This window comes from uncultured Thioclava sp., assembly GCF_913064665.1.
Classification (GTDB): Bacteria; Pseudomonadota; Alphaproteobacteria; order Rhodobacterales; family Rhodobacteraceae; genus Thioclava; species Thioclava arctica.
The window spans coordinates 1-25,393 of the sequence record NZ_CAJYBT010000045.1 but is presented as its reverse complement, the minus strand read 5'-3'; the positions used below and the strand labels follow the sequence as shown (position 1 = coordinate 25,393).

Annotated in this window: 19 protein-coding genes and 3 pseudogenes; 11 read left to right on the top strand and 11 right to left on the bottom strand. The window is 59.4% G+C overall.

Annotation, left to right across the window (positions count from 1 at the left end; translation table 11 throughout):
- The 8 genes and pseudogenes from QZ571_RS15520 to QZ571_RS15485 form a co-directional block, all read left to right on the top strand.
- Window positions 1-414, top strand: a pseudogene (locus QZ571_RS15520) (NAD(P)/FAD-dependent oxidoreductase); the annotation flags it as partial.
- Window positions 411-1,313, top strand: coding sequence for a bile acid:sodium symporter family protein (locus QZ571_RS15515; RefSeq protein ID WP_295536770.1), 903 nt, complete (start codon window positions 411-413; stop codon window positions 1,311-1,313). The pseudogene QZ571_RS15520 and the gene QZ571_RS15515, both read left to right, overlap by 4 nt.
- Window positions 1,310-2,248 carry an SDR family oxidoreductase gene (locus QZ571_RS15510; RefSeq protein ID WP_295536768.1) on the top strand — a complete coding sequence of 313 codons (939 nt, stop codon included), beginning with the start codon at window positions 1,310-1,312 and terminating at the stop codon, window positions 2,246-2,248. The genes QZ571_RS15515 and QZ571_RS15510 overlap by 4 nt, the downstream gene beginning before the upstream one ends.
- Window positions 2,245-3,018 (top strand): SDR family NAD(P)-dependent oxidoreductase, encoded by a 774-nt coding sequence (locus tag QZ571_RS15505; RefSeq protein WP_295536766.1) that lies wholly within the window; start codon window positions 2,245-2,247, stop codon window positions 3,016-3,018. Before QZ571_RS15510 ends, QZ571_RS15505 begins: the two co-directional genes overlap by 4 nt.
- Before the next feature lie 210 nt (window positions 3,019-3,228).
- On the top strand, window positions 3,229-3,414 hold the full coding sequence (locus tag QZ571_RS15500; RefSeq protein WP_295536764.1) for a PLDc N-terminal domain-containing protein: 186 nt from the start codon (window positions 3,229-3,231) through the stop codon (window positions 3,412-3,414).
- 36 nt (window positions 3,415-3,450) lie between these two features.
- Window positions 3,451-5,097, top strand: a complete 1,647-nt coding sequence (locus tag QZ571_RS15495) for an FMN-binding glutamate synthase family protein (protein WP_295536762.1) — start codon at window positions 3,451-3,453, stop codon at window positions 5,095-5,097.
- 1 nt (window position 5,098) lies between these two features.
- Window positions 5,099-6,814 carry a thiamine pyrophosphate-dependent enzyme gene (locus tag QZ571_RS15490; RefSeq protein ID WP_295536760.1) on the top strand — a complete coding sequence of 572 codons (1,716 nt, stop codon included), beginning with the start codon at window positions 5,099-5,101 and terminating at the stop codon, window positions 6,812-6,814.
- Window positions 6,815-6,940: 126 nt separating this feature from the next.
- On the top strand, window positions 6,941-7,915 hold the full coding sequence (locus QZ571_RS15485) for a quinone oxidoreductase (RefSeq protein WP_295536758.1): 975 nt from the start codon (window positions 6,941-6,943) through the stop codon (window positions 7,913-7,915).
- A gap of 156 nt (window positions 7,916-8,071) precedes the next feature.
- Here QZ571_RS15485 and QZ571_RS15480 read toward each other — a convergent pair whose 3' ends face one another.
- A complete protein-coding gene (locus tag QZ571_RS15480; RefSeq protein ID WP_295536756.1) occupies window positions 8,072-10,144 on the bottom strand; it encodes a [FeFe] hydrogenase, group A in 2,073 nt (690 codons plus the stop codon).
- Between the two features lie 389 nt (window positions 10,145-10,533).
- Between QZ571_RS15480 and QZ571_RS15475 the strand changes: the two genes are divergently transcribed.
- Window positions 10,534-10,890: a YigZ family protein gene (locus QZ571_RS15475; protein ID WP_295536754.1), complete on the top strand. Its 357-nt coding sequence runs from the start codon at window positions 10,534-10,536 to the stop codon at window positions 10,888-10,890.
- A gap of 198 nt (window positions 10,891-11,088) precedes the next feature.
- On the opposite strand, the gene QZ571_RS15470 is transcribed toward QZ571_RS15475, so the two are convergent.
- The gene (locus tag QZ571_RS15470; RefSeq protein ID WP_295536753.1) at window positions 11,089-11,553 is read right to left on the bottom strand and encodes a glycine zipper 2TM domain-containing protein; all 465 of its coding nucleotides are present in this window, start codon (window positions 11,551-11,553) and stop codon (window positions 11,089-11,091) included.
- 121 nt (window positions 11,554-11,674) lie between these two features.
- Here QZ571_RS15470 and QZ571_RS15465 point away from each other — a divergent pair.
- Window positions 11,675-12,174 (top strand): annotated as a pseudogene (locus QZ571_RS15465) (transposase); the annotation flags it as partial.
- Between the two features lie 154 nt (window positions 12,175-12,328).
- On the opposite strand, the gene QZ571_RS15460 reads toward QZ571_RS15465, so the two are convergent.
- The 8 genes and pseudogenes from QZ571_RS15460 to acsA form a co-directional block, all read right to left on the bottom strand.
- The gene (locus tag QZ571_RS15460; RefSeq protein ID WP_295536751.1) at window positions 12,329-13,453 is read right to left on the bottom strand and encodes an HlyD family efflux transporter periplasmic adaptor subunit; all 1,125 of its coding nucleotides are present in this window, start codon (window positions 13,451-13,453) and stop codon (window positions 12,329-12,331) included.
- A 112-nt stretch (window positions 13,454-13,565) separates the two neighbouring features.
- Complete coding sequence (locus QZ571_RS15455) at window positions 13,566-15,929, bottom strand: ABC transporter permease (RefSeq protein ID WP_295536749.1); 2,364 nt, start codon at window positions 15,927-15,929, stop codon at window positions 13,566-13,568.
- Window positions 15,926-16,633 (bottom strand): ABC transporter ATP-binding protein, encoded by a 708-nt coding sequence (locus QZ571_RS15450; RefSeq protein ID WP_295536747.1) that lies wholly within the window; start codon window positions 16,631-16,633, stop codon window positions 15,926-15,928. The genes QZ571_RS15455 and QZ571_RS15450 overlap by 4 nt, the downstream gene beginning before the upstream one ends.
- A 251-nt stretch (window positions 16,634-16,884) precedes the next feature.
- Window positions 16,885-17,050 (bottom strand): annotated as a pseudogene (locus QZ571_RS15445) (IS5/IS1182 family transposase); the annotation flags it as partial.
- 316 nt (window positions 17,051-17,366) lie between these two features.
- Window positions 17,367-17,612 carry an acyl carrier protein gene (locus tag QZ571_RS15440; protein ID WP_295536745.1) on the bottom strand — a complete coding sequence of 82 codons (246 nt, stop codon included), beginning with the start codon at window positions 17,610-17,612 and terminating at the stop codon, window positions 17,367-17,369.
- Window positions 17,609-18,781 carry a dihydrolipoamide acetyltransferase family protein gene (locus QZ571_RS15435; protein ID WP_295536743.1) on the bottom strand — a complete coding sequence of 391 codons (1,173 nt, stop codon included), beginning with the start codon at window positions 18,779-18,781 and terminating at the stop codon, window positions 17,609-17,611. Before QZ571_RS15435 ends, QZ571_RS15440 begins: the two co-directional genes overlap by 4 nt.
- A 1-nt stretch (window position 18,782) precedes the next feature.
- The gene (gene pdhA, locus QZ571_RS15430) at window positions 18,783-20,771 is read right to left on the bottom strand and encodes a pyruvate dehydrogenase (acetyl-transferring) E1 component subunit alpha (RefSeq protein WP_295536740.1); all 1,989 of its coding nucleotides are present in this window, start codon (window positions 20,769-20,771) and stop codon (window positions 18,783-18,785) included.
- A 2-nt stretch (window positions 20,772-20,773) separates the two neighbouring features.
- Window positions 20,774-22,516 (bottom strand): acetate--CoA ligase, encoded by a 1,743-nt coding sequence (gene acsA, locus QZ571_RS15425; RefSeq protein WP_295536738.1) that lies wholly within the window; start codon window positions 22,514-22,516, stop codon window positions 20,774-20,776.
- A gap of 399 nt (window positions 22,517-22,915) precedes the next feature.
- Between acsA and QZ571_RS15420 the strand changes: the two genes are divergently transcribed.
- Window positions 22,916-24,991 carry a methyl-accepting chemotaxis protein gene (locus QZ571_RS15420; RefSeq protein WP_295536736.1) on the top strand — a complete coding sequence of 692 codons (2,076 nt, stop codon included), beginning with the start codon at window positions 22,916-22,918 and terminating at the stop codon, window positions 24,989-24,991.
- Window positions 24,992-25,170: 179 nt separating this feature from the next.
- On the opposite strand, the gene QZ571_RS15415 is transcribed toward QZ571_RS15420, so the two are convergent.
- A partial coding sequence (locus QZ571_RS15415) for a transposase (protein WP_295536735.1) occupies window positions 25,171-25,393 on the bottom strand: 223 nt, incomplete at its 5' end.

The following is a 25,393-nucleotide window of genomic DNA, read 5'->3' as shown; positions in this document are numbered from 1 at the left end:
GGCACGCATAGCGATTACGACATGATCCTCGCCGCGACCGGCTACAAGCTGCACTACCCGTTCATCAGCCCCGAATTGCTGAACTGGCAGGGCGATGCGCCCCATCTTTATCTCAACGCGATGCATCCCAAGCGCGACGATCTGTTTGTGCTGGGCATGCTCGAGGCAAGTGGACTGGGCTGGCAGGGCCGTCATGAGCAGGCCGAAATGGTCGCGCGCTACATTCGCGGCCTGCGTGAAGGTGCAGAGGCCGCGAAGAAACTGCACGCCGAAAAAGCGAGCGGGTTTGAGCGTGCCACCGGCGGCATGGGCTATCTCAAGCTCGCCCGCATGGCCTATTACGTCGATAAAGCCACCTACCGGCGCGCCGTCACCGGCTGGATCAAGGCGCTTGGCAAAGGGGTCGCGTCATGACCGGGCTCGACGCCGTTCATCTGAATTTCAGCCCCGGAGCGTTGCATCTGCTCAACGCAATCCTTGGCATCGTGATGTTCTCCGTCGCGATTGATCTGGCACCGCGCGATTTTCGCGCATTGCTGCGTCGACCCAAATCGCTGATCGTGGGCTTTGCCTCGCAGTTCTTTGTGCTGCCTGCGCTGACATTTGCGCTGGTCAGCGTGCTGCACCCGCGCCCCTCGATCGCGTTGGGGCTGATCCTTGTGGCGGCCTGTCCGGGGGGGAATGTGTCGAATTTCTTCACCCATCGCGCAGGCGGCAATACCGCGCTTTCGGTGTCGCTGACGGCGTTTTCGACGGCGGCGGCGATTGTGCTGACGCCGTTCAATATCGCCTTCTGGGGCAGCCTGTATGGCCCCACCCGAGAGCTGCTGCACCAGACCACGATTGACCCTGTCCAAGTGGCGATTACCGTCGTCGTGATGTTGCTTATACCGCTGCTGGCGGGGATCGCACTCAACCAAGCGCGCCCTGACATCACGGCACGACTGCGCGGGCCGTTGAAATGGGTCTCGATGGGAATATTCGTGGCATTCGTTTTGATGTCTCTGGCCGCAAATTGGGGCTATTTCCTGCAATTCGTCGGGCTGATCGCGGGTATGGTGGTGCTCCATAACGCGCTGGCCTTTGCGGGGGGCTATGGCACGGCAACGCTTGCGGGGCTGTCGCCCTATGACCGCCGCTCGGTCACGATTGAGACGGGGATTCAGAATTCCGGCCTTGGTCTGGTGCTGATCTTTGCGTTTTTCGGAGGGCTTGGCGGCATGGCCATCGTCGCCGCCTTCTGGGGGATCTGGCACATCATCGCAGGCTTCACCCTGTCCACTCTGATGGCCCGCACGGAGGCTGCACGATGACGAAAATCCTGATAACTGGTGCGGGTGGTATGATCGGCCGCGCACTGATGGCGCAACTGGCAAACGGCGTGCATGAGGTGATCGCCACGGACCTCAAAGCGCCCAAAAACTTACCCGAAGGCGTACGTTTCACCCCGCTTGATGTGACCACCGATGCGCCTGCGCGCGTGATCGCCGCCGAGCGCCCCGAGGTGGTCGTCCATCTCGCCTCAATCGTGACGCCCGGTCCGGGCATGGGGCGCGATCTGGCCTATGCGGTCGATGTAGAGGGGTCGCGCAAGGTGCTTGAGGCCGCCCTGGCCAATGGCGTGCGCCGGCTTGTCGTAACCTCGTCAGGGGCGGCCTATGGCTATCACGCCGACAATCCCGTGCCGCTGCGCGAAAGCGATGCACTACGGGGCAATCCCGAATTCGCCTATGCCGATCACAAGCGCCAAGTCGAGGAAATGCTGGCGCAGGCCCGCGCCGAGCATCCCGCGCTGGAACAGGTCGTTCTGCGGGTTGGCACGGTGCTGGGTGCGGGCACCGACAACCAGATCACCGCGCTGTTTCGAAAGCCGCGCCTATTGGCGATCCGGGGCGCGGATAGCCCGTTCGTCTTTATCTGGACCCATGATCTGGCCCGCATTTTGCAACGCGCGGCCACCGATGGCCCAGCGGGAATTTATAACGTGGCGGGCGATGGCGCGCTGGGGGTGCGTGACCTCGCGCGGCGCTTGGGGAAACCCGTGCGCGCCCTGCCCGCAGGCCTGATCAAGGCCGCCTTGGCGCTGGCCCATCCGCTGCGGCTCAGCCGTTATGGCCCTGAACAGCTTCGGTTTTTGCAATATCGCCCGGTGCTGGCCAATGACGCGCTCAAACGCGAGTTCGGTTATACGCCCGAGCTCAGCAGCGCCGAGGTATTCGATCTGTGGTGCCGCGAGGCGGGGTTATGAGCGCGCCTGTCGCCGTAATCTCGGGCGGCGCTGGCGGCTTGGGGCGCGCGCTGTCGGCAGGCTTGCGCGATGACGGCTGGCAGGTGGTTATTCTGGATCGCGACATCGCGGCGCTACCAGCCGCGCCAAACCAACAGGCGATTGCCTGCGATCTAAGTGACCCCGCCCAACTTGAACGCGCCTGCGCGCAGGTGATCGCGCACTATCCGCGCATCAATCTGGTGATCTACAATGCCGGGGTGACCCAGATCGGCGCGTTTGAGGCGCTGAACGAAGCCACGCATCGCAAAGTGTTCGAGATCAACTATTTCGCCGCCGCTGCGATGGCACGCGCATTTCTGATTCCGTTGCGGGAAAGCCGGGGCACGCATTTGGCGATCTCGTCGGTGGCCGGGTTTTCGCCGCTCTATCATCGCACCGCCTATGCGGCCTCAAAACACGCGCTAGAGGGGTTTTTCGCCTCGCTGCGCTCAGAAGAAGCGTGCCATGGCGTGCGCATTCAAATCGCCGCGCCGTCATTCATCGCCACCAATATTGGGCACGCCGAGCGACAAGAGGACGGGATTTCACGCCCCGGAGCCGCAGCGGACGGGGTGGATTACATGACACCCGAGGCGGCAGCAAAGGTGATCTTGCGCGGGCTGAAACGCGGCTCTGCCATGATCCCGGTGGGGCGCATCGCGTGGCTGTCATGGTGGATCCAAAGCCTGTCGCCGCGCCTATTTCAGCGCCTGATGGAACGGCGCATCACCACCGACCGCCGTCCCTAAAACACCGCTTCGACGTGGCCAAACCTGATGCGCGTTCTGACGCACGGGCTGCGATTGCCTGCACCAAACGCGCCCTCCCGCATCACTCAGCGCGAAGGGGCCGTGTTCAGGCGGATGCTCCTTCACATCGACGTGTCCTCAGATTGCACGGGAACCAACGCCGCTTGCGAGGGGTTCTCTAAGCAACGTCACACGAAAAGGAGTTATCCCATGTTTAGCATGATTGGCGGCCTCGTAGTCCTCATCCTCGATATTTGGGCCATCGTGTCCATCATCGGATCAGGAGCCTCAACCGGGGCCAAAGTCTTGTGGATTCTGTTGATCCTCATCCTGCCGATCGTTGGCTTCATCATCTGGCTGATTGCAGGCCCCAAAGGCGGACGCGCGATCGCCTGAACCGGTAACAAAACGCCAGTCGGGAGGAGCACCGCCATGCTGAAACGCAACATCATCCCGATTGGCGCCTTGGGGCTGAGCCTTGTGAGCATCGCGCTTGCTTGGCTCAGCCCTTGGTATTTGGCGATCCTGATTATGACCCTGCCGGTTCTGGGGCTGGGTCTGTATGACTACCTTCAGACTGGCTGGACAATCACACGCAACTACCCGGTCGCGGCGCGGCTGCGCTGGCTGTTTTATGACCTGCGCCCCTTTCTGCGCGCCTATATCGTCGAGGGCGATCTTGAGGGAAAACCCTATTCCTACGAGGCGCGCAATCTGGTGCATGCCCGCGCGCGCGGCGAAACCGACACCCATCCGTTTGGCACCGAACTTGACGTTGAAAGCGAGGCATATACCTGGGTCAACCATTCCATCGCGCCCGAGCCCGACCCCGATGAATCTCCCCGCGTCAACGTTGGCAACATGCAATGCACCAAGCCCTATTCGGCCTCGGTGCTCAATATCTCGGCGATGAGCTTTGGCGCGCTGTCAGCCAATGCGATTGAGGCGCTCAATATCGGGGCGAAACGCGGCGGGTTTTATCACGACACCGGCGAAGGCGGATATTCCACCTATCACGCCAAACATGGCGGGGACATCGTGTGGGAGTTGGGCTCGGGCTATTTTGGGGCGCGCGATAATGACGGGCGTTTTGACCCTGCCCTATTCGCCGATCAGGCGCAGCGCGATCAGGTCAAGATGACCGAAATTAAGCTAAGCCAAGGGGCAAAACCGGGCCATGGTGGCCTGCTGCCCGCCGCCAAGGTCACACAAGAGATTGCCGAGACCCGCAAAGTCCCCGCCCATCAGGATTGTCTAAGCCCGCGCGGCCATTCCGCCTTTTCCACGCCCTGCGAGATGATGGAATTCGCCGCCAAGATGCGCGATCTGTCGGGGGGAAAACCGGTGGGTCTCAAGCTGTGTATCGGCCAACCCCATGAGGCGTTTGCGCTCGTCAAGGCAATGCAGAAAACGGGCATTTTCCCCGATTTCATCGTGGTGGATGGGGCTGAGGGTGGCACGGGCGCGGCCCCGCTTGAGCTGTCCGATCACGTCGGGATGCCGCTGATTGATGGCTTGGTGCTGATGCGCAACGCCCTTGTCGGGGCGGGCGTGAAGGACAAGGTGCGCCTTGCCGCCTCGGGCAAGGTCTATTCCGGCTTTGGGTTGGCGCATCACATGGCAATCGGGGCGGATTGGTGCAACGCGGCGCGCGCCTTCATGTTCTCGATTGGCTGCATTCAGGCGCAGCGCTGTCATCTGGGCACCTGCCCCACCGGCATCACCACCCAAGACAAGGCGCGCCAACGTGGTTTGCTGCCCGAGGTGCAAGGGGAACGCGCCGCCCGGTTTCATCGCAAGACCCTCGCGGCGCTGGCCGATATCGTCGCCTCGGCCGGACTCAAACATCCAACCGATCTGCAACCCCATCACATCGTGCATCGCATCGGCGTCACGCAGGGGCGCACGATCGACAAGATTTACCCCTTCTTGCCCGTTGGCATTCTCAACGACGATCCCGACAGCACCGATTACGCCGATTGGTGGCATGCGGCCGATCCTGACAGTTTCCATGCCAAAACCGATCTGGTGCGTGACCGGACCAGTTTGAAACACCACTCCGATTTGAAAGAGGCTTGATATGAGCAAAACCGTTTCCGAGGTCGTCGCCGATACATTGCTCGAGGCGGGTGCGCTGCGCGTTTATGGAATCGTGGGCGACACGATCAATCATTTCACTGATGCCGTGCGCAAAAGCACGCTGACTTGGGTGCATGTGCGCCATGAAGAGGTCGGGGCGCTGGCCGCGGGTGGCGAAAGCTACATGACGGGCGAATTAACGGTCTGCGCGGGCACCTCTGGTCCCGGAAGTCTGCATTTTGTGAACGGCATTTTCGAGAGCCACCGCAACGGGGCACCTGTCGTCCTGATCGCGTCGAATATTGATCGCGCAGAAGAGGGTCTGGGCTTTCCCCAAGAGGTCGATCAAAAGAAGATATACGAACAGGCTTCGGTCTTTTGCGAACGCATTCATCATCCCGATCAGGCACGCCGCATCGTGGCGCAAGCGGCACAAGCCGCCTTGGCCAAGCGCGGCGTGGCCGTGGTGGTCGTCAATGGCGATATGTTCCACGAAAAGACCGATGATGCGCTGCATTGGTCGGTGCATCGCCCGCAACCGGTTTTGCGCCCATCCGATGGTGAGCTGGACAGCTTGGCCGCGATGATTGCGCAGGCCAAACGCGTGACGATCTATGCCGGGATCGGCGCGCGCGGCTCGCAAGATCAGATCCGTGCGCTGGCCGAGCATCTGGGCGCGCCGGTCGTGCACACCACGCGCTCTAAGGAATTCATCGAACCCGACCAGCCCAACAATGTCGGCATGACCGGGATCTTGGGCAATCGCGCAGGAATGGAGGCGATGGGAGATTGCGATCTGCTGCTCTGTCTGGGCAGCGATTTCGCCTATACCCAGTTCTATCCGGGCAAAGCCAAGATCGTGCAAGTGGATAGCGATGCCACCCATCTGGGGCGGCGTGCGCCGATTGATCTGGGGCTAGTGGGCGATGTGGGCGACACGATCAAGGCTTTGATCCCACGGCTTGAGCGGCGCGAACCGGGCAAGCATCTGACCCGCGCGCTCATGCAATATGCCCAAGACCTTCAGGGCTATCTCGACAGTGCGAACGAACCTGACCCCAGCCTGATCCACCCCCAAGCGCTCAGCGAAATGCTGGATCGGCTGGCGGCCAAGGATGCGGTGTTTACCGCCGATGGCGGCTCGCCCATGGTTTGGCTGCTGCGCCACCTCAGTGCCAATGGTCAGCGACGCTTCCTCACCAGCCTGCTGCATGGCACGATGGCCAACGCCTATCCCCAAGCGATGGGCATTCAGCTGGCCTATCCCGAGCGTCAGGTGATCGCGCTGTGTGGCGATGGCGGCATAAGCATGTTGATGGGTGATCTGCTGACGCTGGTGCAAGAGAATATCCCCGTCAAACTGCTGGTCTTCAACAACGGCTCTCTGGGTTTTGTCGAGATGGAGCAACGGGTCGAAGGGATGCTGGATGCCTTTACCACGCTGCAAAACCCCGATTTCGGAGTGATGGCGCGCGCGATTGGCATGGCGGGGGCGACGGTGAAGTCGATGGATGATCTGGAAAGTGCAATGATCGCTTGGCTGGCCGAACCGGGCCCTGCGCTGCTGGATGTCAAGGTCAACCGGATGGAGCTGGTGATGCCCCCCAAGATCGAGATGTCACAAGTCACCTCGACCGCGCTGTTTGGGGTGAAAGCGGTGTTGAACGGGCGCATGAATGAGGTGGTGCAACTTGTGCGCAACAATTTCCTGCGCTGAAACGGTCTTGGAGCGGGGATCGGCCAGCATTCGACTTTTCGCCCCCTAAAAAGACACCCCCTAAAGGAAACATTGGACATCCTGTCAAACGCATCCACATGGTGTGGAAAATCGAAAGGATCGAAAATGGCACTGACAGCAATTATCGAAGCGCATGGCGGCCCCGAACAGTTCAAATTGGTGGATCGTGATGTCGGTGCCCCCGCAAAAGGCGAGGTTCGCATTGCCCATAAGGCGATCGGTCTGAATTTCATCGACGTCTATCAGCGCAGCGGGCTCTACCCGATGCAATTACCCCATGCGATGGGCATGGAAGCCGCAGGCGTGATCGAGGCTGTCGGCGAAGGGGTGACCCATCTCAAAGTCGGGGATCGTGCGGCTTATGCCTCCAATCCGCCGGGCGCTTATGCCGAGGCGCGTGTCATGCCTGCCGCCCAAGTCTGCCCGCTGCCCGATGGCATCTCGTTTGAGGAAGGGGCGGCGATGATGCTCAAGGGGATGACGGTGGAATATCTATTCCATCGCACCACGCCCCTGAAATCGGGCGATACGGTGTTGTTTCACGCAGCCGCCGGGGGCGTCGGCCTGTTGGCGTGCCAATGGGCGCGTTCGGAAGGGATCACGTTGATCGCAACGGCTGGAACGGACGAGAAATGCCAGCTCGCGCTTGATCACGGCGCGACCCACTGCCTGAATTACCGCACGCAAGACTGGGCCAAACAGGTGCGCGAGCTGACGGGTGGCACAGGTGTCGACGTGGTGATGGACGCTGTGGGCAAAGATACTTTTGAGGGCTCGCTGAATTCGCTCAAACCATTGGGCATGATGATATCGTTCGGAAACGCGTCGGGGCCAGTGCCCCCGTTCGACATTGGTATTCTGGGCAAGAAGGGCTCGCTCAAACTTACGCGCCCTACCCTGTTCACCCATATTGGGGATCACGCTACCTGTCAGGCCATGGCTGCACATCTCGCGCAAAAAGTGCTGTCAGGAGATGTGAAGATCAACATCGGCCAGCGGTTTTCCCTGCGCGATGTCGCCAAAGCCCACATCGCGCTGGAAGCGCGCAAGACCACCGGCTGCACCATCCTGGAAGTCTAGAGCCGCATTTTGAACCAGTGCGGTTTGCGCGCGAGCCAATGACCAACACCGGGCGCAAAACCATGGCGCCCGGTGTTGGTCATAATGCGCAAGATGGGTCCTGCGCCCAAAAAGCGTGTCGAGCACAAGGTCCCTTCGCAGCGGTGCTTACAGACTTCAAAGGACGGTGCGTGTGAGATTTTTGATTGCCATCCTTGACTGCCCTTCGCCATTCAAAGTGCTTACGGTCATGTGAAAGCTGCTGCGGCTCCCGTCGGGTGCCAGGACCGTGAGGTCGTCGGTATTCGACGCGGTCTCCATCTGGTGGCGAGCATATTTCACACCGTGCATTCTCGGCGGCAATATAGAGTCTATGAATGCCTCAATTTCTTCAGCACCTTTGATTACCCCGAACGCAGAGGCTGTCGACCAAATGCCGTCCGGATGAAACAGGCTCGCGGCTGCAGCACCGTCCCGCCTGTCCACGCAGTCAAGAAAGCGCATCAGAAGTGATCTCTGAGAGTGTCTGGCAGCGTAATGTGTGTGCAGCAATTCAAGGGCCGCGGGGGAGTTCGGCTTGCCGAGTTCAGAAGCATATAGTGCCTGAACATCCGCATTCTCGTAAGAGCTTCGGCGAGGCGCTTTCGCGTCGACACCGTAGATCGCCTTGGCGCGTTTTTGCAGAATATCCGGATCCATGGATTTCGGTTCGCCGCCTCCGCCGAGGCAACCGCCAACGCATGCCATGACTTCTATGGCGATGAATTCTTTGCGCCAATCCTCCTTGTCCAGCATGCGCTGAGCTGCGGCGATGCCGTTGCACACGGCCACGGTGCCGATGCCGGGAATGGTCGCAGACTTTACGCCATCGCGAACGCCGCGCAGCGACTCCCACTCCAGAGAAAGGGCGTCGTCCGCCCCTTTGAGATGCGAGACCGTGCGGACCATAGCTTCCATGACACCGCCGGATGCACCGAAGATTTGGGCAGCGCCCGTGCTCTCTCCGAGTGGGCTGTCGAACTGGCCATCTTCAGCGAGTGCGCCAAATGCGATCCCTCGGGATCGGATCATTCTGGCCAGTTCGCGTGTCGTGAGTACACGATCCACGTCGCCGGACATGCCAGGCCGCACGGCCTCATCCTTCTTGGCCGTGCAGGGCATGACGCTGACAACGTATGGCTCGGTTTTGCCATTGGCAAAGTCTGGCCCCAGAGACCGCGCGAAGCCGCTCCGCTTGGCAATTGCACCGTGCATTTGCTGGGGTGATTTTGTCGTGCTCAGATACGGTAGAAGATCGGGTCGATTGAGCTCGACCCAATTCACCCACCCCGGACAGCAGGATGTAAACAAAGGGAGCCTTGTCCCGGCCTCAATACGTGCCAGAAGTTCCGAGCCTTCCTCCATAATCGTGAGATCGGCGGCGAAATTGGTGTCGAAGACATAGTCGAAACCAAGCTGCCGCAGCGCATTAATCAATCGGCCCGTGCTCACGGTGCCGGGTTTCAGGCCGAACTCTTCGCTGATGGCGACGCGGGTTGCGGGAGCGACCTGAACGACGGAAACACGCCGCCCTGAATCCAGCGTGTGAAGCACGTCATGCCAGTGCGGGGCTTCGATCAAAGCTCCGACCGGACAGACAAGCGTGCATTGGCCGCAGGAAATGCAATTCGTGTCCCCCAAGGGCTGGTCAAAGACAGTGACGGGCCGACGGTCGAATCCCCGGTTGGCAAAACCGATAATATGTTGTTGTTGCACGGCCTCTCCGCAGACATCCGCACACAGGCCACACTCAATGCATTTCGAGAGATCCCGCCAGATACTGGGCGATGTATGGTCGGTCGAAAGACATTCCGAAGCGCCTGTTGGGCCAGCGGGGACCTTTGGCCAACGTTCCTCCCACTGGTTTTCGCTGACGAGACGCTGCAGCTGGCAGGCCCCGTTCACCTCACAGCGCATACAGTCATTTGGATGGCGCGCGAGCAGCCATTCAGCATTGGCTTGCCGGAATGACTGCAAGGCTTGGGTATCTGTTTCCACGACATCGCCATCCTTCGCCAAAACGTGACAAGCTGGCTGGGGGTTTTGGGTGCCCTCAATCTCCACGAGGCACATGCGGCATACCGCATGGGCTGGCAGGCCGGGATAATAGCAAAGTGTAGGGATATGGACGCCTGCCGCCTTCGCCGCATCAAGCAAGCTGGTGCCATGATCGACTTCGACTTGCCGTCCATTAACCGAAAGCATGATCATGTTGTGACACCTCCCTGTCACTCTAGCATAGCAGATGCCCTTAGCGATGGTGACCTGCCATGGGATTTATTCTCCACCGTTGATTGGGCTCAGGACCCATTGATTTCAGCTGCGAGTCGCGTTTCACCACCGAAAAACGGATCGGTGACATGTCTGACCTTTTCCGGGCGATGCGCAGATGGGTCGGCGCCAGATCGCGCGCTTCAAAGGCGGCATGAACCACTGCCCGGCAGGGCATCGCAAAGCGATGGCCCGTGAGAGAGCAAGCGGCGCGTGCTCTGCGATAGCCTGGGACCTCCGATCAGCCTGTTCGTAACCGCCGGTCGCCTCAACGTCAGATGCGCCGTCTGCATCTTGCCGCTGGCACCGGGCGTCTCTAAACCTGCGCCATGCTCATTCTCGACAACATCATCAGCGACCGCGGATCGAAATATGCGGTATCGGGCGGGCCATGCACCTCCGAAGAAGAGGCCAAAGCCTTTATCAAAGCATTGTGTCGAAAGAAGAAATTTGCCAAGGCAACACATAACACATGGGCCGTTCTTTGCGCCGACGCCCCGGTAAAGAACGATGATGGCGAGGCGGGTGCCGGCATGGTCATCCTGCGCATGCTGGAGCGAGAGGGGCTGCGTGACCATATCATCGTGGTCACACGCTGGTTTGGCGGCAAGCACTTGGGTGGCGACCGCTTTCGCCATGTGCAGGAGGCGGTGCGCATCTATCTCGACGAACTTCGCGCGGCCTGACGTGCGGTACGCCAATGCGTCCCCCGGAACGAAGGGCTGCTGTGGGCGAACAGTAGACGTTCGCAGCCACAGCGGACATTGCTATCGCTTCCTCAGTGCGAGGACGCGTCGCTTCAAACCCGCGCAAAACCGCATCGAATGCGAGCGGTCTGCGTCGGTGATCCCGGCATATCGAGCCTCGGACCACCGACTTCAGGGCTATCTCAGGTAGACTTGATCGCCGTTTCGCACAACGCTCACTCTGTCACCGACCCTGAATGTGTTTGACGCCTGAATGACGGTGATCGTACCACCGTTTCTGAGCCTCACCGTCCAAGCCGAAGACGTGTATGTGCCCCCTTGGCTGGCAATATTGCCGCCTACGATAGCACCCGTGATCGCGCCAGCCCCTGTCATCAGGTCCTTGCCAGTGCCGGACCCGAACTGATGCCCGATCACGGCGCCGACCAGCCCGCCAGCGACCGTACCGACGACCCGATCCCCGTCGCTTGACCGCCGCATCGTTACCGGTTGCACCGAAACGATGCGACCATATTCAATGGTCTCGGCTTGATAGGATGCGTAAGGAGCCGGACGCGGCCCGGGACCACCCGAATACGGACCCGGTGTCGGGTTACAGGCGGCTACGGCCAACAGTGGTGGCAGAAAGAGAAGGAAACGCATTGCAGACCTCCAAAAAACGATTGCGCCGTATGCTTTATACATCCGGACGTGAAAGTTAATTTGCGACAAATCGAGAAGTCTCGCTTTGATATAGGACAAGCCCGCGCATCGGAGGGCGCCGCTTCGGCCGTATTTTCCGAAGAGCCACGGCAAGCCGAGGGTCGATGATTGGCGCGTATGGGGTGGCGTGATATTCATCAATCGCAATGGTTTGCGTTGGCATCATGCTCCCAAAGAATACGGGCCACCCAAGGCACTCAGAAATCGCTGGCGGCGCTGGAGCGAAATAGACGTATTCGCGAGGATTTTCGAGGGGCTAGCGGCGCAAGCGACTGACAAGACGACGATCATGATGAACGCAACCTCTTTGAGGGCTCGCCGAGCGCAGCTATGTTGCCGGCTGGTTTCGCGAAGCCCTGCAGGGCAAGGGGATCAGCGCATGTATTTCGGGCCGCAAGGTGCGCAAGCACCGTCGTAAAATACGACAAGCGACGCAACCGCATCAAGATCATGGTCGCACGACTGAAGGACTGGCGAAGGGGTGCGACCCGCTCCAACCGATGCCCGAAGGTATTCCTCTGCGCCATCGCTCTCGCCGCTACCGTCATGTTCAGGTTATGAAACCTGAGCCAAATAAATTGCCTGTGCAATTGCTGGGCGCCAGATCGGCCCGTCCGTGATACGCCCCGACATCACCGCTCTCTTTTGTGGATCATTGCACACCCACTTTGGCACGCCGATGCCGTCAGGGGGCGATTACATCATCAACGCCCTCTTACTCTATCGTCCGCTCCACGACCCTCATGCCGTCTGACAAGCCCGAAGACGGATAGAGGATCACACGCTCGCCCTCAGACAGTCCGCTCACCACTTGTGCCTGGATGCCATTGTTCTTGCCGATCTCAATTTCGCGCAGTTGCGCGGTGCCAGCACTGACGGCGAAGACTGCCCAGCTGTTGTGACTGCGAAACAACGCGCTTGCCGGGACAATTAGCGTGTCCTTAGACTCCCAAACGATGATCTTGGTCTCGACCCGAAAGCCATGACCAAGACCCTTGTAATCCTCGGGGGGGCTGGCAAGGGCGATGACGACATCCACACGCTGCTCTTCTACGCCAAGAGCAGAATATTGGGTAAGACCAAATGGCTCGACCCGCATGACTTCGCCTGTCAAATCCTTAGAGCCACCCCAATCCGTTATGATCACCGGATCACCCACCGCAACCTGAACAGCATCGGTCGACAGCAGTTTGACCACCACTTCCAGATTGCTGGCAATGTTGCCGATCTCCATGATCGGCGTGCCTGCAGGCAGGGATGTTTCACTTTTCTGAATGACCCGCAAAATGCGCCCGTCGGCTGGGGCATAAAGCGGAATGTCATCAGAGCCGTTGCCTATGAAGGCGCCAAGTCCGCGATCTTCAAAGCCAATTAATTGTGCCTGCGCATTTACAACTCCGGCCTCGCGCATGGAAATCGCGGCCTCTGCTGTATCTACATTCGCCTGCATCACGCGCGCATTCTGGCGAGCAAGGTCAAGGGTAGCATCACTGTAAACCCCACGTTCGAACAGCTTTTCGGCCCGTGCAAGCTCGGTTTGGGCATAGTCGCGGTTCGCTATGCTGGCATTCAGATCAGCACGCGCGACACGCAGTGCGGCCTCGGCGGCGGCAACGGCCGCCAGTGCTTGCTCGCGGGTACGCACGTCAAGCGCTGCGGGGTTGCTCGGGCGCATAAGGGCCACAATCGTTTCGCCGCGCACAACCGGATCGCCAGGTTGCACGCTGACACGTTGCAACTGTCCGGCGACAGGCGTCGAGACAATATAGGTATCTTGGACCCGAGTGCGGCCTTCATCATCAATCGTTAGCCGCATGGCGCCGCGCATCACGTCGCCCATATCAACCAGCGTGGGTTTGGGCCAGAAGGCGGCGGCCAGCGCCCCTACGACCAAAAGCGTCGTGGCAGTTGTCAGGATTAGCCGTGATCGTTTCTTTGCTTTTGCCATGAAGCTATTCCCTAGTTTTCAGTGCCGAGACCAGTTCAGTCCGGTCGATATCGCGTTTCACCAGCCAGCCCGAAACGACAGCTGCCCCAATGACCACAATCGCGGCGAAGCCATAGCTTGCCGAGTCAAAGACCACGGGGATTTGGTAGATCTCGCTCGAAAATCCCGCAGCGATGCCGAAGGACAAGTAATAGCCCATTAGCGCGCCCAGCGGCAGTGCGATCAACGTCACGATGGCCAATTCGCCCAGCAAGACAAAAGCGGCTTCGCCTTTGGTAAAGCCGATAACGCGCAAACTGGCGAGATCGCGAGATCGTTCGGCATAGGCGATGCGAGCAGCGTTATAGACAATGCCAAAAGTGATAATAAACGCGATGGCCCCCATGACATAACGAATGGCCCCCGCGCCGGTATCCAGTAAGACCTTAAACGCGATCTCTGCATCAGATTTGAGGCTAACGCCAGCGACTGTCGGCATGTCCTGAAGCGCAGTGTAAATTTTGCTTGCGCGCGCTTTGTCAATGGTCAGATAAGCTCCCGAGACGCGGTTTGGTTCGCGCAGGACGCGGTTCAGCGCGTTCAAGTCCATATAGGCGGGCGATCCAAGAAGGCTTTCGGCGACTGCCGTCACTGGAATTTGCAGCGCGGGCTGGCGACCTTCGCGGACCTCGACTGTCATCATGTCGCCGGGCCGGATGTGCAGGATGTCGGCCAGCGCGCTCGCAAGGACGATCCCGCCATTTTGCAAGGGAATTTTGGCCAGATCAGCGTCGAGCGCACGGACAAGCCGTGCATCCGGGCTCAGTCCGGTTATGACGCTGCGACGCGAAATCAACCCGTGGCGAAGCACCACCGGAACATAACGCACGGGTTCGACCAGCGTCACGCCTTGCATCCGGCGCAACTCGAAAATCGTGGTGTCCGACGCCGCGTGAGTGAAGCTGACGGTCACATCGCTGCGGTCCATAACGTTGAATGTCAGATCAATGATGCGGTCAAATCCTGCGTAGATCGTGATTATGGATACGCTGAGCGCCATGCCACAAGCGATGCCAATCACGGCACCCGCCATCCGCGCCGGTTGCCGTGTGATCCGGCGCAATACCATGCGCGATGTCTGGTCAAGAAAACGGTTCAGCGCATGCCCAATGGTCCCTGTTCGGCTATAGTCAGCAGGAGCTGGCGCACGCATGGCTGACGCGGGTGTGAGCCCAAAAACCCTGCGCAACACCAAGAGCCCGCCAACCGATGCCGACAAAATGCTGACGCTGACGCCGATGACGAAGGATGCCGGATCAAGGTCGAATACCAGAAATGGGAATTTGAAGTAGGCGACATAAACCTGGATCAGTGCCCGCCCGCTTGCAATGCCCATCAGACACCCCGCCAAGGCTCCGCCGATCGCAATCGCCATAACCAGTTTGAAGTAATGCGCAACAACTTCGATATTGGTGTAGCCGAAGGCCTTCATCAGCCCGATCTCTTCGCGCTCGGATTGCACCATCCGGTTGATTACGATGTATAACAGGAAGGCGGCGACCGCGAGAAAAATGGGCGGTACGACTTTGCTTGACGTCTCAAGTTCCCCGATTTCTTGGCTCACAAACAGATTGGACATCTGATCTTTCAATGGATAGGCCCCGGTTCCGCCGTATGAACCAAGAAGTCGGTCAACTGCATCAAGCACGGCGGCTTCACTGGCGCCGTGCGACAGCGACAACAGCGCTTCGTTGAACGCGCCCTGCATGTCATAGGCGGCAGCGAGAGCGGAACGGCTCATCCAGATGACACCAAAGCGGGCATCGTCAGGGATCAATTCGCCAGGAGCGGTCGTGTAAAGAAACTCGGGGCTTTGAGCGAGGCCAACAATACGAAAGCTGCGCCGCGCACCGTTCATTGTCGCTTGGATATGGTCGCCGGGACGAAGGCCGTGCACGTTCGCGAAAGACTGAAGCAACAGGATCTCGTCGGTGTGGCTACTATCGATCATCCGCCCATCGGTCAGAAAAACATCGTTCAGGCGGGGGCTGTGAAAATCGGGCAGAGACACGGCCTGTGCCTGCACGGGTAAATCAGTATCGATAAGATCAATGAGCGCAGCGCCAACAACGCGCGGTTCGACTGCGCTCACCCCTTCGATGGCCGCAAGCCGACCTGCCATACGGTCCGGCGCGCGCGTGACAGGTGCGAACACATCGGCGAGGCGATAGCGTTCATAATAAGCGGCGCGGGTTTCTTTCAACGAGGTGACCAGCCCCGTCATCATCACCAGCATACCCACACCGACCGCGATCACCATGCCGATAGCGAATGCCTGTCCCTTCATACGCCACAGATCGCGCAAGAGTTTGTGGTCAAGCGGGCTCACCAATCAATCTCCTCAGGGGTGAGTTTGGTTTCGTTCACCACGACCTCGCGGATCGCACCGTCAGCGAAATGGATCACGCGGTCCGCCATCGCGGCCTGACTGGCCGCATGGGTAACGATCAAAACGGTCGCTCCCAATTTCTCGTTTACGTCCTTGAGAACATTCAACACCGCGCGTCCGGTTGTACTGTCGAGCGCGCCTGTGGGTTCATCGCAAAACAGAACCGTGGGGTTCTTGGCGACGGCGCGGGCAATGGCGACCCGCTGCTGTTCGCCCCCTGACAATTGCGCCGGGAAATGGTCAACCCGTTCGCTCAGGCCAACCATCGCAAGGGCCTCGTCCGGGTCCATCGGATCACGGGCGATCTCTGTCACCAATTCCACATTCTCGCGGGCGGTCAGGCTGGGCATCAGATTGTAAAATTGAAAAACAAAGCCCACATAATTGCGCCGATAAAGCGTCAGTTGCTTGTCGGTCATTTCAGACAGGTTCTGATCTTGAAAAAAGGCATCGCCTGCAGTTGCGCGGTCAAGACCGCCGATAATGTTCAAAAGCGTGGATTTTCCACTGCCCGACGGTCCGAGCAGCACGACGATCTCGCCTTGCGGAATATCCAGCTCAACGCCGCGTAGCGCATGAACCGCCGAACGCCCCTCACCGTAGACTTTGGTCAGACCCTTGGTGGAAAAAGCTAAAGTCTTCATGATTGCGGGCCTCGGCTCTGCGTCTACGCGCACAACATGGCACGGTATTACATCGGACTGGACAAATTTATTCTATGTGAGTGTAAGATTCAGCAGTCTATCAATTTGCACGCTTCCGAATGCCATGCGGTCGTTCATAGTAGCTGTTGTAGGTTCCAGCCTGCCTGTCTCAGCAGTTTGCTCTGCCATTGGGGCGATGGATTTGTGGCCATACGACAACGCAAAGATCAAGTCCGTAGCAATATCTATGTCAGTTTCGTTTCGACGCGACTTCGGTGGTGGGATCTGCTCCATCGGCGCCAGAACTCACGACCGAGGTATTTGGATGCTCCTTAGCGCCTTGTTTCTTGCGACTGCGTCGGCGGTCAAAGCCATCCACGGCTTAGCGCTCTTGCGGGGCGGGATGACGACATGCGCATCGCGACCGGCCCTCTCGCATACGCTGCCGGGCAAGCGGACTACATCAACTTCTTCTGCACCCCACAGCGCAAACACGTTGGGAACGCAAGGCTGTCACCGATCGCCTTCAATCAGCGGCAGAAACTGAAGCTGCAAGGCGTCTAGGCAACTGGGGGCTATTCAGCGACCCTGCATCAGGGACTGAAAAATCTCTGGTTTGGCGGCGGTCGAATACGGCCCGGATCGAACACCCGATAGGTGCGAATGCGCTGCGGTGCGGCGGCGAAAAATCGGTCGCGAGCCGTCTCTGGGGCGTTCGCAGCCTTCGCTCGGCCTACTGCATCGCGCCCTTCAGATACTCAACCGCCAAAGCGACAGTCGCGATGCGGGGATAGTCCGTTTCGGGAATATCCACCCCGGTACGTTCGTGCAATGCCGTCACAAGGTTGAGAACATCCATCGAGTCGAGCTCGAGATCCTCTTGAATATGGTCGTTGTCACCGACCGTTTCGGGCTCGATATCGGGGGCGATACGAGAGAGCTCCTGCAAATAGATGGCACGGATTTCGGCTTTGTTCATAGGCTTTCCGGTTCTTGAATGAGGGTTTCGAATTCGCTGACAAAGCGGGTAGCCTGCCGACCGTCGCTGACGCGGTGATCTGCGGACAAGGTCAGGGTCACGACACTGCGTGGCACGACCTGCCCCTCTATCACCCACGGCCTGGTTTGCGGGGCTCCGATGCCCACAATTGCGACCTGCGGTGGGAATATGATGCCCGCCATAGCTTCGGCCCCCGTTTCACCCAGACTGGTAATCGTGATCGTCCCCTCGGTCATTTCCGACCCCTTGAGCCGCCCGGTGCGGGCACGTGAGACTAGGTCGCGCATCGCCGCCATTGTCTGATCGAGATCCATCGCCGCGGCGTCCATCAGCGCCGGCGCCACCAACCCACCGCCCCGAAGTGCGACGGCGACCCCGGGGTTCACGACATTGGCAGGCTTGAAAACACCCTCGACGAAGTGACCGTTTACGATCTTGATCTTGCTGGCGGCCAGCGAAACGGCCCGCACGAAAAGCGCGCCCAACAGGACCCGTTCCCCGGGCGGGCGGTCGGCGTTACGCCGGGCTAGAAAATCGATTGCGGGCTGAACATCAATCGTTTGCGAAAGATAGAAATGAGGAATGGTCTGCTTTGCGCGGGTCATCGTCGCAGCGATCGCCCTGCGCATCTCCTCTATAGGCGACCGTGGTTCGGATGGCTGTCGTTCACCCCCGATCGGCGCGCCATCGACATCGGCCAGAATGATCACCCCGCCCGGCCCGCTGCCCTGAAGCACAGCCAAATCAACGCCCAGTTCCTGAGCGCGGACCCGGGCCGCTGGTGATGCCCTATGGTGGCCCGCAGGTCCTGCTGGCGCAACGGGCAAGGCGGGCACGGCTTTGCGCTCTGGTGGTGCCGTTTCAACAGGTTGGGCGGCGACCGCAGCTGGCGTCGGGGCGGGTGGCTTTTCGCCCTCTGCCAGAATGACCGCAAGCGGCATGCCGACCGGCACACTTGCACCGGGCACTGCGGTTAATTCATGCACCGTGCCATCCTCGAACACTTCGATCTCGATCGCGCCCTTCTGGGTCTCGACCACGGCAATCACGTCGCCTCTGGTGACCGTATCGCCCGGCTTGACGAGCCACTCGACCAGCGTTCCGGCCTCCATGTCGGCACCGAGCGAGGGCATCTTGAACACCCCCATGTCAGCGGCCCATCATCGTTTTGACCGCAGCAACAACGCCGGGCGTTTGTGGAACCGCGGCATCCTCCAGATGTTTCGGATAAGGGATCGGCACCTCCTGCGCGCAGACCCGTCCAACCGGCGCGTCGAGCGACCAGAACGCCTGCTCCATGATGCGCGCCGATATTTCGGCCGAGATCGACCCCGACCGCCAGCCTTCGTCGATGATCAGCGCGCGGCGGGTCTTGTTCACCGACGCCATGAGTGTCGCGTCATCCAGCGGCCGCAAGCTTCGAAGGTCGATGACCTCGGCATTGATCCCCGCATCTGTCAGATCTTCGGCCGCCGCAAGAACCTTGTAAAGTGACCCGCCATAGGTGATCAGGCTGATGTCAGTTCCCTCACGCCTGATCGCCGCTTTTGATATCTCGACCGGCCCCGCTTCTACGTCGATCTGATCGGTTCGGTTATACAACATGACGTTCTCGAAAATCAGTACCGGATCGGGGTCCTGCAATGCCGTCCAGAGCATCCCTCGGGCGTCCTCCAACGTCGCGGGCGCCAGCACTTTCAGCCCGGGTATATGCGCATACCAGCCTTCCAGACTATGGGAATGCTGGGCCGCCAGCTGTTTGCCTGCGCCAGTTGCCATCCGGATGACCAGCGGGACACCGAACTGCCCGCCTGACATATGCCGGATCGTGGCAGCGGTGTTCATGATCTGGTCAAGCGCGAGCAATGAGAAGTTGACTGTCATCAGTTCAACAATCGGACGCATACCGGCAGCGGCAGCCCCGATCCCGGCCCCGGTAAAGCCGCTTTCCGACAGGGGCGTGTCGCGGATGCGATCTTCGCCGAATTCATCCATCAGGCCCTTCGAAACGGCGTAACAGCCACCATAGGCGCCTACATCCTCCCCCATCAGGAACACCCGGTCATCCCGGATCATCGCGTCGCGGATCGCCTGTTTCACAGCCTCGCGATAGGTCATTTCGACCATCTTTCCCGATGGCTGCGGCGGGGCTGGCGGGTCAGGTTGCGGGCCAAGAACGTGATCCGTCAGAGCCTCGAGAGGTTCCCAGGTTCCGGCTTCGGCGAAGGCAACCGCCTCGGCAATCTCGGCCTGAACGGCCTTTTCGATCTCGGAGACATCGCTTTCGTGGATCAGTCCGTTTTCCAGCAACCATCCCTGGAAACGGACGATCGGCCCCTTCTTGCGCCATTCCTCAACCTCGGCCTTTTCGCGATAGAGTTGAGCATCAAACATGGAGTGCGCGCGGAACCGATAGGTGCGGCACTCTAGGAATACCGGGCGCCTCGTCTCGCGAATTCGCGCGATGGCTTTACGCGCAGCCGCTTCAACCGCGACCACATCCATACCATCCACTACATGCGCCTCGATGCCATAGCTTTCGGCCTTTTGGTGGATGTCGGTTTGCGCCTCGGTTCGTGCCAAGGCAGACCCCATCGCGTAGCCGTTATTCTCGCATATGAACAGCACCGGGAGATCCCAGAGTTCCGCAAGGTTCATGGTTTCGTGGAACTCGCCTTCGGCCACTGCGCCTTCACCGAAAAAGCAGGCGGTCACGTTGGCATCGCCTTGGAAACGATCGGCCAAGGCAAGCCCTGCGGCCAACGGCAAGCCGCCACCGACAATCGCGTTACCACCATAGAAATTGGTGGCCGCATCGAACAGATGCATCGACCCGCCTCGACCCGCCGAGCACCCATCGGCCTTGCCAAACATCTCGGCCATGATCCTCGTCATCGCAACCCCGCGCACAAGCGCATGGCCGTGCTCTCGATAGGTTGCAACGATACGATCCTTCGGCCCCAGTACGGGGATCACTCCGGCAGCGATCGCTTCTTCCCCGTCATAGAGATGAAGGAAGCCGCGGATCTTTTCCTCGGTATAAAGCTCGGCACATTTCTCCTCGAACATCCGCACCCGGATCATGTCGTGCAGAAGGCTCAGAACGTGCGCCCGGTCAAGGCGGGGTTTGTCGGTCATGCTCATGTCTCATCCGTTTCCAATGTCGAGATGTCACCTTCAGGAAGGCCCAGTTCGCGCGCCTTGAGAAGCCTGCGCATGATCTTGCCCGACCGCGTCTTTGGCAGCGACTTGCGAAACAGGATCGCACGCGGGGCCACGGCTGCCCCCAACTTTTTTCGCGCATGGCCGCGTACCTCGCGCTCCAGCGCCTCCGAGGGATCAAAACCGGGGTTCAGCGTGACATAAGCCTTGACGATCTCGCCCGCGGTCTCATCAGGAATGCCGATCACAGCGGCCTCTGCGATCGCCTCATGCTCGATCAGCGCGCTTTCAACCTCGAACGGTCCAATCAGATGGCCCGAGGTCTTGATCAGGTCATCGGCGCGGCCAATGAACCAGAAATACCCGTCCGCGTCTCGCATCGCGAGATCCCCCGTCAGATACCAGCCATCCACAAAGCATTTCTGATAGCGAGCCTCTTCATGCAAATAGGTGCGCATCATGGACGGCCAGCCGGGGCGCAGGGCCAGTTCTCCTATCTCCTTGTCCGGCAGCTCCCGCAGTGTTGCGTTCTCACGCGCCACGATGCCGGCCACGATGCCCGGCATCGGCTTGCCCATCGACCCCGGTTTCACCGTCATTCCGGGTTGGTTGGCGATCATGATCCCGCCCGTTTCGGTCTGCCACCAGTTGTCATGGAATGGTTGGCCAAAAACCCCCTCGGACCAGATCACGGCCTCGGGATTCAGCGGCTCGCCGACACTTGCCAGGAATCTCAGCGATGAAAGGTCGTAAGCGGCAGCAGCCTCTGCGCCTGCCCGCATCATCATGCGAATGGCGGTCGGGGCGGTGTACCAGACCTCCACCTTTTCATTCTGGACAGTTGCGTACCAACGGTCGAGATCAAACTCGGCCTCGTCCACGATCATCGTCACGCGGTTCACCAGCGGCGCTATAATTCCATAAGATGTACCCGTCACCCAACCGGGATCCGCAGTGCACCAAAAGATCGTCCCGGGCTGCAAATCCAGCGCATGCCGCCCGGAAAACGCGTGATAAGCCACAGCATTATGGACATGCAACGCCCCTTTGGGCTTGCCGGTCGTCCCCGAGGTGAAGTGGATCAAGGCAGGATCCGCTGGTGCGGTATGTACCGGGGCAAAATCCGGCGAGGCCGCCGCGAGTTCAGGACCAAGCGCGACACAGCCCTCCGGCGCGTCTTCGCCAACGATAAGCACAAGCTTCAGCGAGTTTATCTGATCGCGCCATTCGGCAATCTTGCGTTTGTAGATCGCGGCGGTGGTGACCAGTACCTTGGCGCCGCCGATCTCCATGCGGGTGCGGATCGGCTCCGGACCAAAGGCCGAGAAGAGCGGCGTAAAGACCATGCCCGCCCGCAGTGTCCCCAAGGCGCAGGCGTAAAGCTCGGGAACGCGCCCCATCAGGACGAAAACACTATCTCCCTTCGCAAGCCCATGATCGCGCAAGACTGAGGCAAACCGGCAAGACAGGTCTTTCAGATCGCCAAATGTGAGTTCCCTCCGGTCACCATCCTTGCCCAACCAAATCAGCGCCACCTGATCGGCGTGACCGTCCACTACATGGCGATCAACTGCCACGTTCGCGATATTGACTGAGCCATCGCGTTCATTGGTAAAAACATCCGCATCAAATGGCGATTTGCCGGCACCTGATTTCACAGTGACATCTATTCGCTGTGAGTTATCCCGGCCCGAAATCTCTGGGTTTCGACGTTGTGCCATTTCATATCCTCCGCAGTGACTATGAAGGAACCAACAGGACACGATATGAGCGAGATCAATTTTCGCAAAAAGTCGTCGCTTGGGCTCAGGGCCCGTTCATCTGCTTTAGGCAGTCGGGTCTAAGAGTGTCGAACGTCCGACCACCGGGGGCACGAGGACTCTTTTTTGGATGCGCGAAGATCAGATGGCACGGCTTGGGCCGTTGCAAGCCTGCGTTTCCGGGCAAGGGAGCAGCAGCGACCCGCTCTTGCGCAGGGCTGCGTCATAGCCGGACCAGCTCATCATGCGGCAGCGGCACAACCGATAATATGTAAAAAATTTTAGTCCTAAAGGTTATTGAAAGGACATCGTGCGATCCTTCAGCGGAATTAGTATCAACGAACCGCGAGAGCACGCGCTATGAAAGTAAAGTTAAAGATCTTCCTTGTGGTGTCAGTTTCGCTGATTCTGGTTTGGGGGGCGATCGCCGCTATGGTTTTCAGCTTGCTGGACCAAAACCGAAAGCTGAATGATGGCGCCACGCGCACCGACGCGATCACCGAAAGTTACATTCCGCTTCTGGTCGCGATCAAGGAAATCAAGACCGACGTGATTCAGGTCCAGCAATGGCTGACGGATATCTCGGCGACACGTGCGACCGCTGGCTTTGATGACGGTTTCACCGAAGCTGAACGATACGCAAATAAGTTCGCACAAGACGTGGAAACCGCACGAATTGCTGCTGAACAGATCGGAAAAACGGGAGTTTTGAAGGCTCTTGACGAACTGCAGACCGCTTTTCCACCATTCTACGCGGGCGGGAAAAAGATGGCGAAAGCCTATATCGAATTTGGCCCGGAGGGTGGAAACACCCAGATGGAAGAATTCGACTCCGTTGCGGAAGTCATGGGCCAGACGACTGATCATCTTGTCGCATTGGTCGAGTCTGAAAGCCATCAAGCCTTGACGGAACTGTCCGCGCTTGGCGGGAACCTGTCGACCGGAAATCAAAACCTTGTACGCCGAGTTCTGTTCTTTCTAGGAGCCGTATCGCTCGTTACCGGTGTTGCGATCGCATTGCTGTTCCGCAGTCTTGCGCGCAGTTTCGGGGATCTCGACAGCGATGTTCAGGCCGTCATGTCCGAGGACGACTCCATTGACCTTCGCCTGAATCCAGAGCGCAAGGATGAATTCGCGCCGATTGCCTCCGCATTGATCGCGTTCCGCGAAAGTCTGGCTGAGGGGCGCCGAAAAGAGGCACAGCTGCGCGATGCGATGGCCAAGGAAATGGAAATGTCCATTGAAAACGAGCGCGCGCAGAACGCCAAGGCACAGCAAGAGGCCAAGGAAATCGCTGAGCGCGAGGCCGAGCAAGCTGTCCTGCGTGCCCGTGAAGCCCAGACGATCAAGGAAATTTCCGATGTTGTCGCGGCTTGCGCAGCGGGCGATTTCACCCGGCGCATCGACACCACCGACAAGGACGGCGTTCTGGCGGAACTGTGTCGGGGGATGAACCAGATCGGCGACGTGGCGAATAACGGATTGGGTGCGGTGCGTGCCGCCCTTGACCATCTCGCGAAGAGGGAACTCGGCGTTAGGATGCCGAATGATTTCAACGGCGTCTTCGGCGAAATCGCGTTCGCAGTCAACAGCACGGCGCAAAGTCTGCGTGACACGCTCGGGGTGATCTCCACCTCGGCGGATACCGTCGATTCCTCATCGCGCGAAATCGCGGGTGCCATGGACGATCTCGCGAAGCGCTCCGAAACGAACGCGGCCACATTGGAGCAGACGGCATCCTCCGTTGTTGAAATGTCGAACTCTCTCAAATCGGCGGTAACTTCAGCTAAGACCGCGCGCACTGCCGTCGACGACATCTCGGCCAAGGCACAGCAAAGCCGCGATGTCGTCGAACGTACCATGAGCGCGATGGATGAAATCCAGTCCTCGTCGGATGCAATCGGTAAGATCCTGCAGGTCATCGACGAAATAGCGTTTCAAACCAATTTGCTCGCGCTCAATGCCGGTGTCGAGGCCGCGCGTGCCGGCGAAGCTGGCCGAGGCTTCGCGGTCGTCGCCTCCGAAGTGCGCGCTCTGGCGCAGCGCTCCTCCGAGGCCGCGCGCGAGATTGCGCTATTGATCGAGACTGCGGGCCGGAATGTCGCATCGGGCGTCGCGCTTGTTAACGACAGCGGCGAGGCTCTTAACACGATCGTTGGCAGCGTGCAGAAAGTAGCTGAGACCATTCGCACGATTGCCTCCGCAATGGAAGAAACAGGTACGGGAGTCGAGGAAATCTCCCGCGCCACGAGCCAGCTCGACAGCACGACACAACAAAACGCCGCAATGTTCGAAGAGACGAACGCAGCTTCGCGGACGCTTCAGTCCGAAGCTACGGCGCTCGCTGATGCCGTCGCGGCGTTCAAGCTGGACGCGCTGCAAGACGATCGTGCTATGGAGGACGACTTTGATGACTTCGACCGTGACGTCGCCTGAAAAGCGAGAGGGCCACCTGTCTTCCATCAGCGCGGACCGCCAGTTTCTTGAGTTTTCCGTCTTTGGTCAGACAACGGCCGAGACACCGCATCAAGACGTTGCAGCTTTGCGCGGAGTCCTTGGGGTTATGCTCCGCTCCCCAAGCTTGGGCCGCGGGAAGCTAGATTTTTCCAGCTTCTTCACGATGACGGGCTGGTGACGCCATCAGGGTAATGTATGGCAATCGGGACGTTGTAGCCGATCGCACTGTGGGGTCGGTCCTCGTTGTAGTGCCTACGCCAATCCTCCAGCTTTTCGCGGGCGTCGGCAAGGCTCATGAACCAGTGGGCATTCAGGCACTCCGCCCTGAGCTTGCTGTTGAATGCCTCGATGAACCCGTTGTCGGTGGGTTTGCCGGGCCGC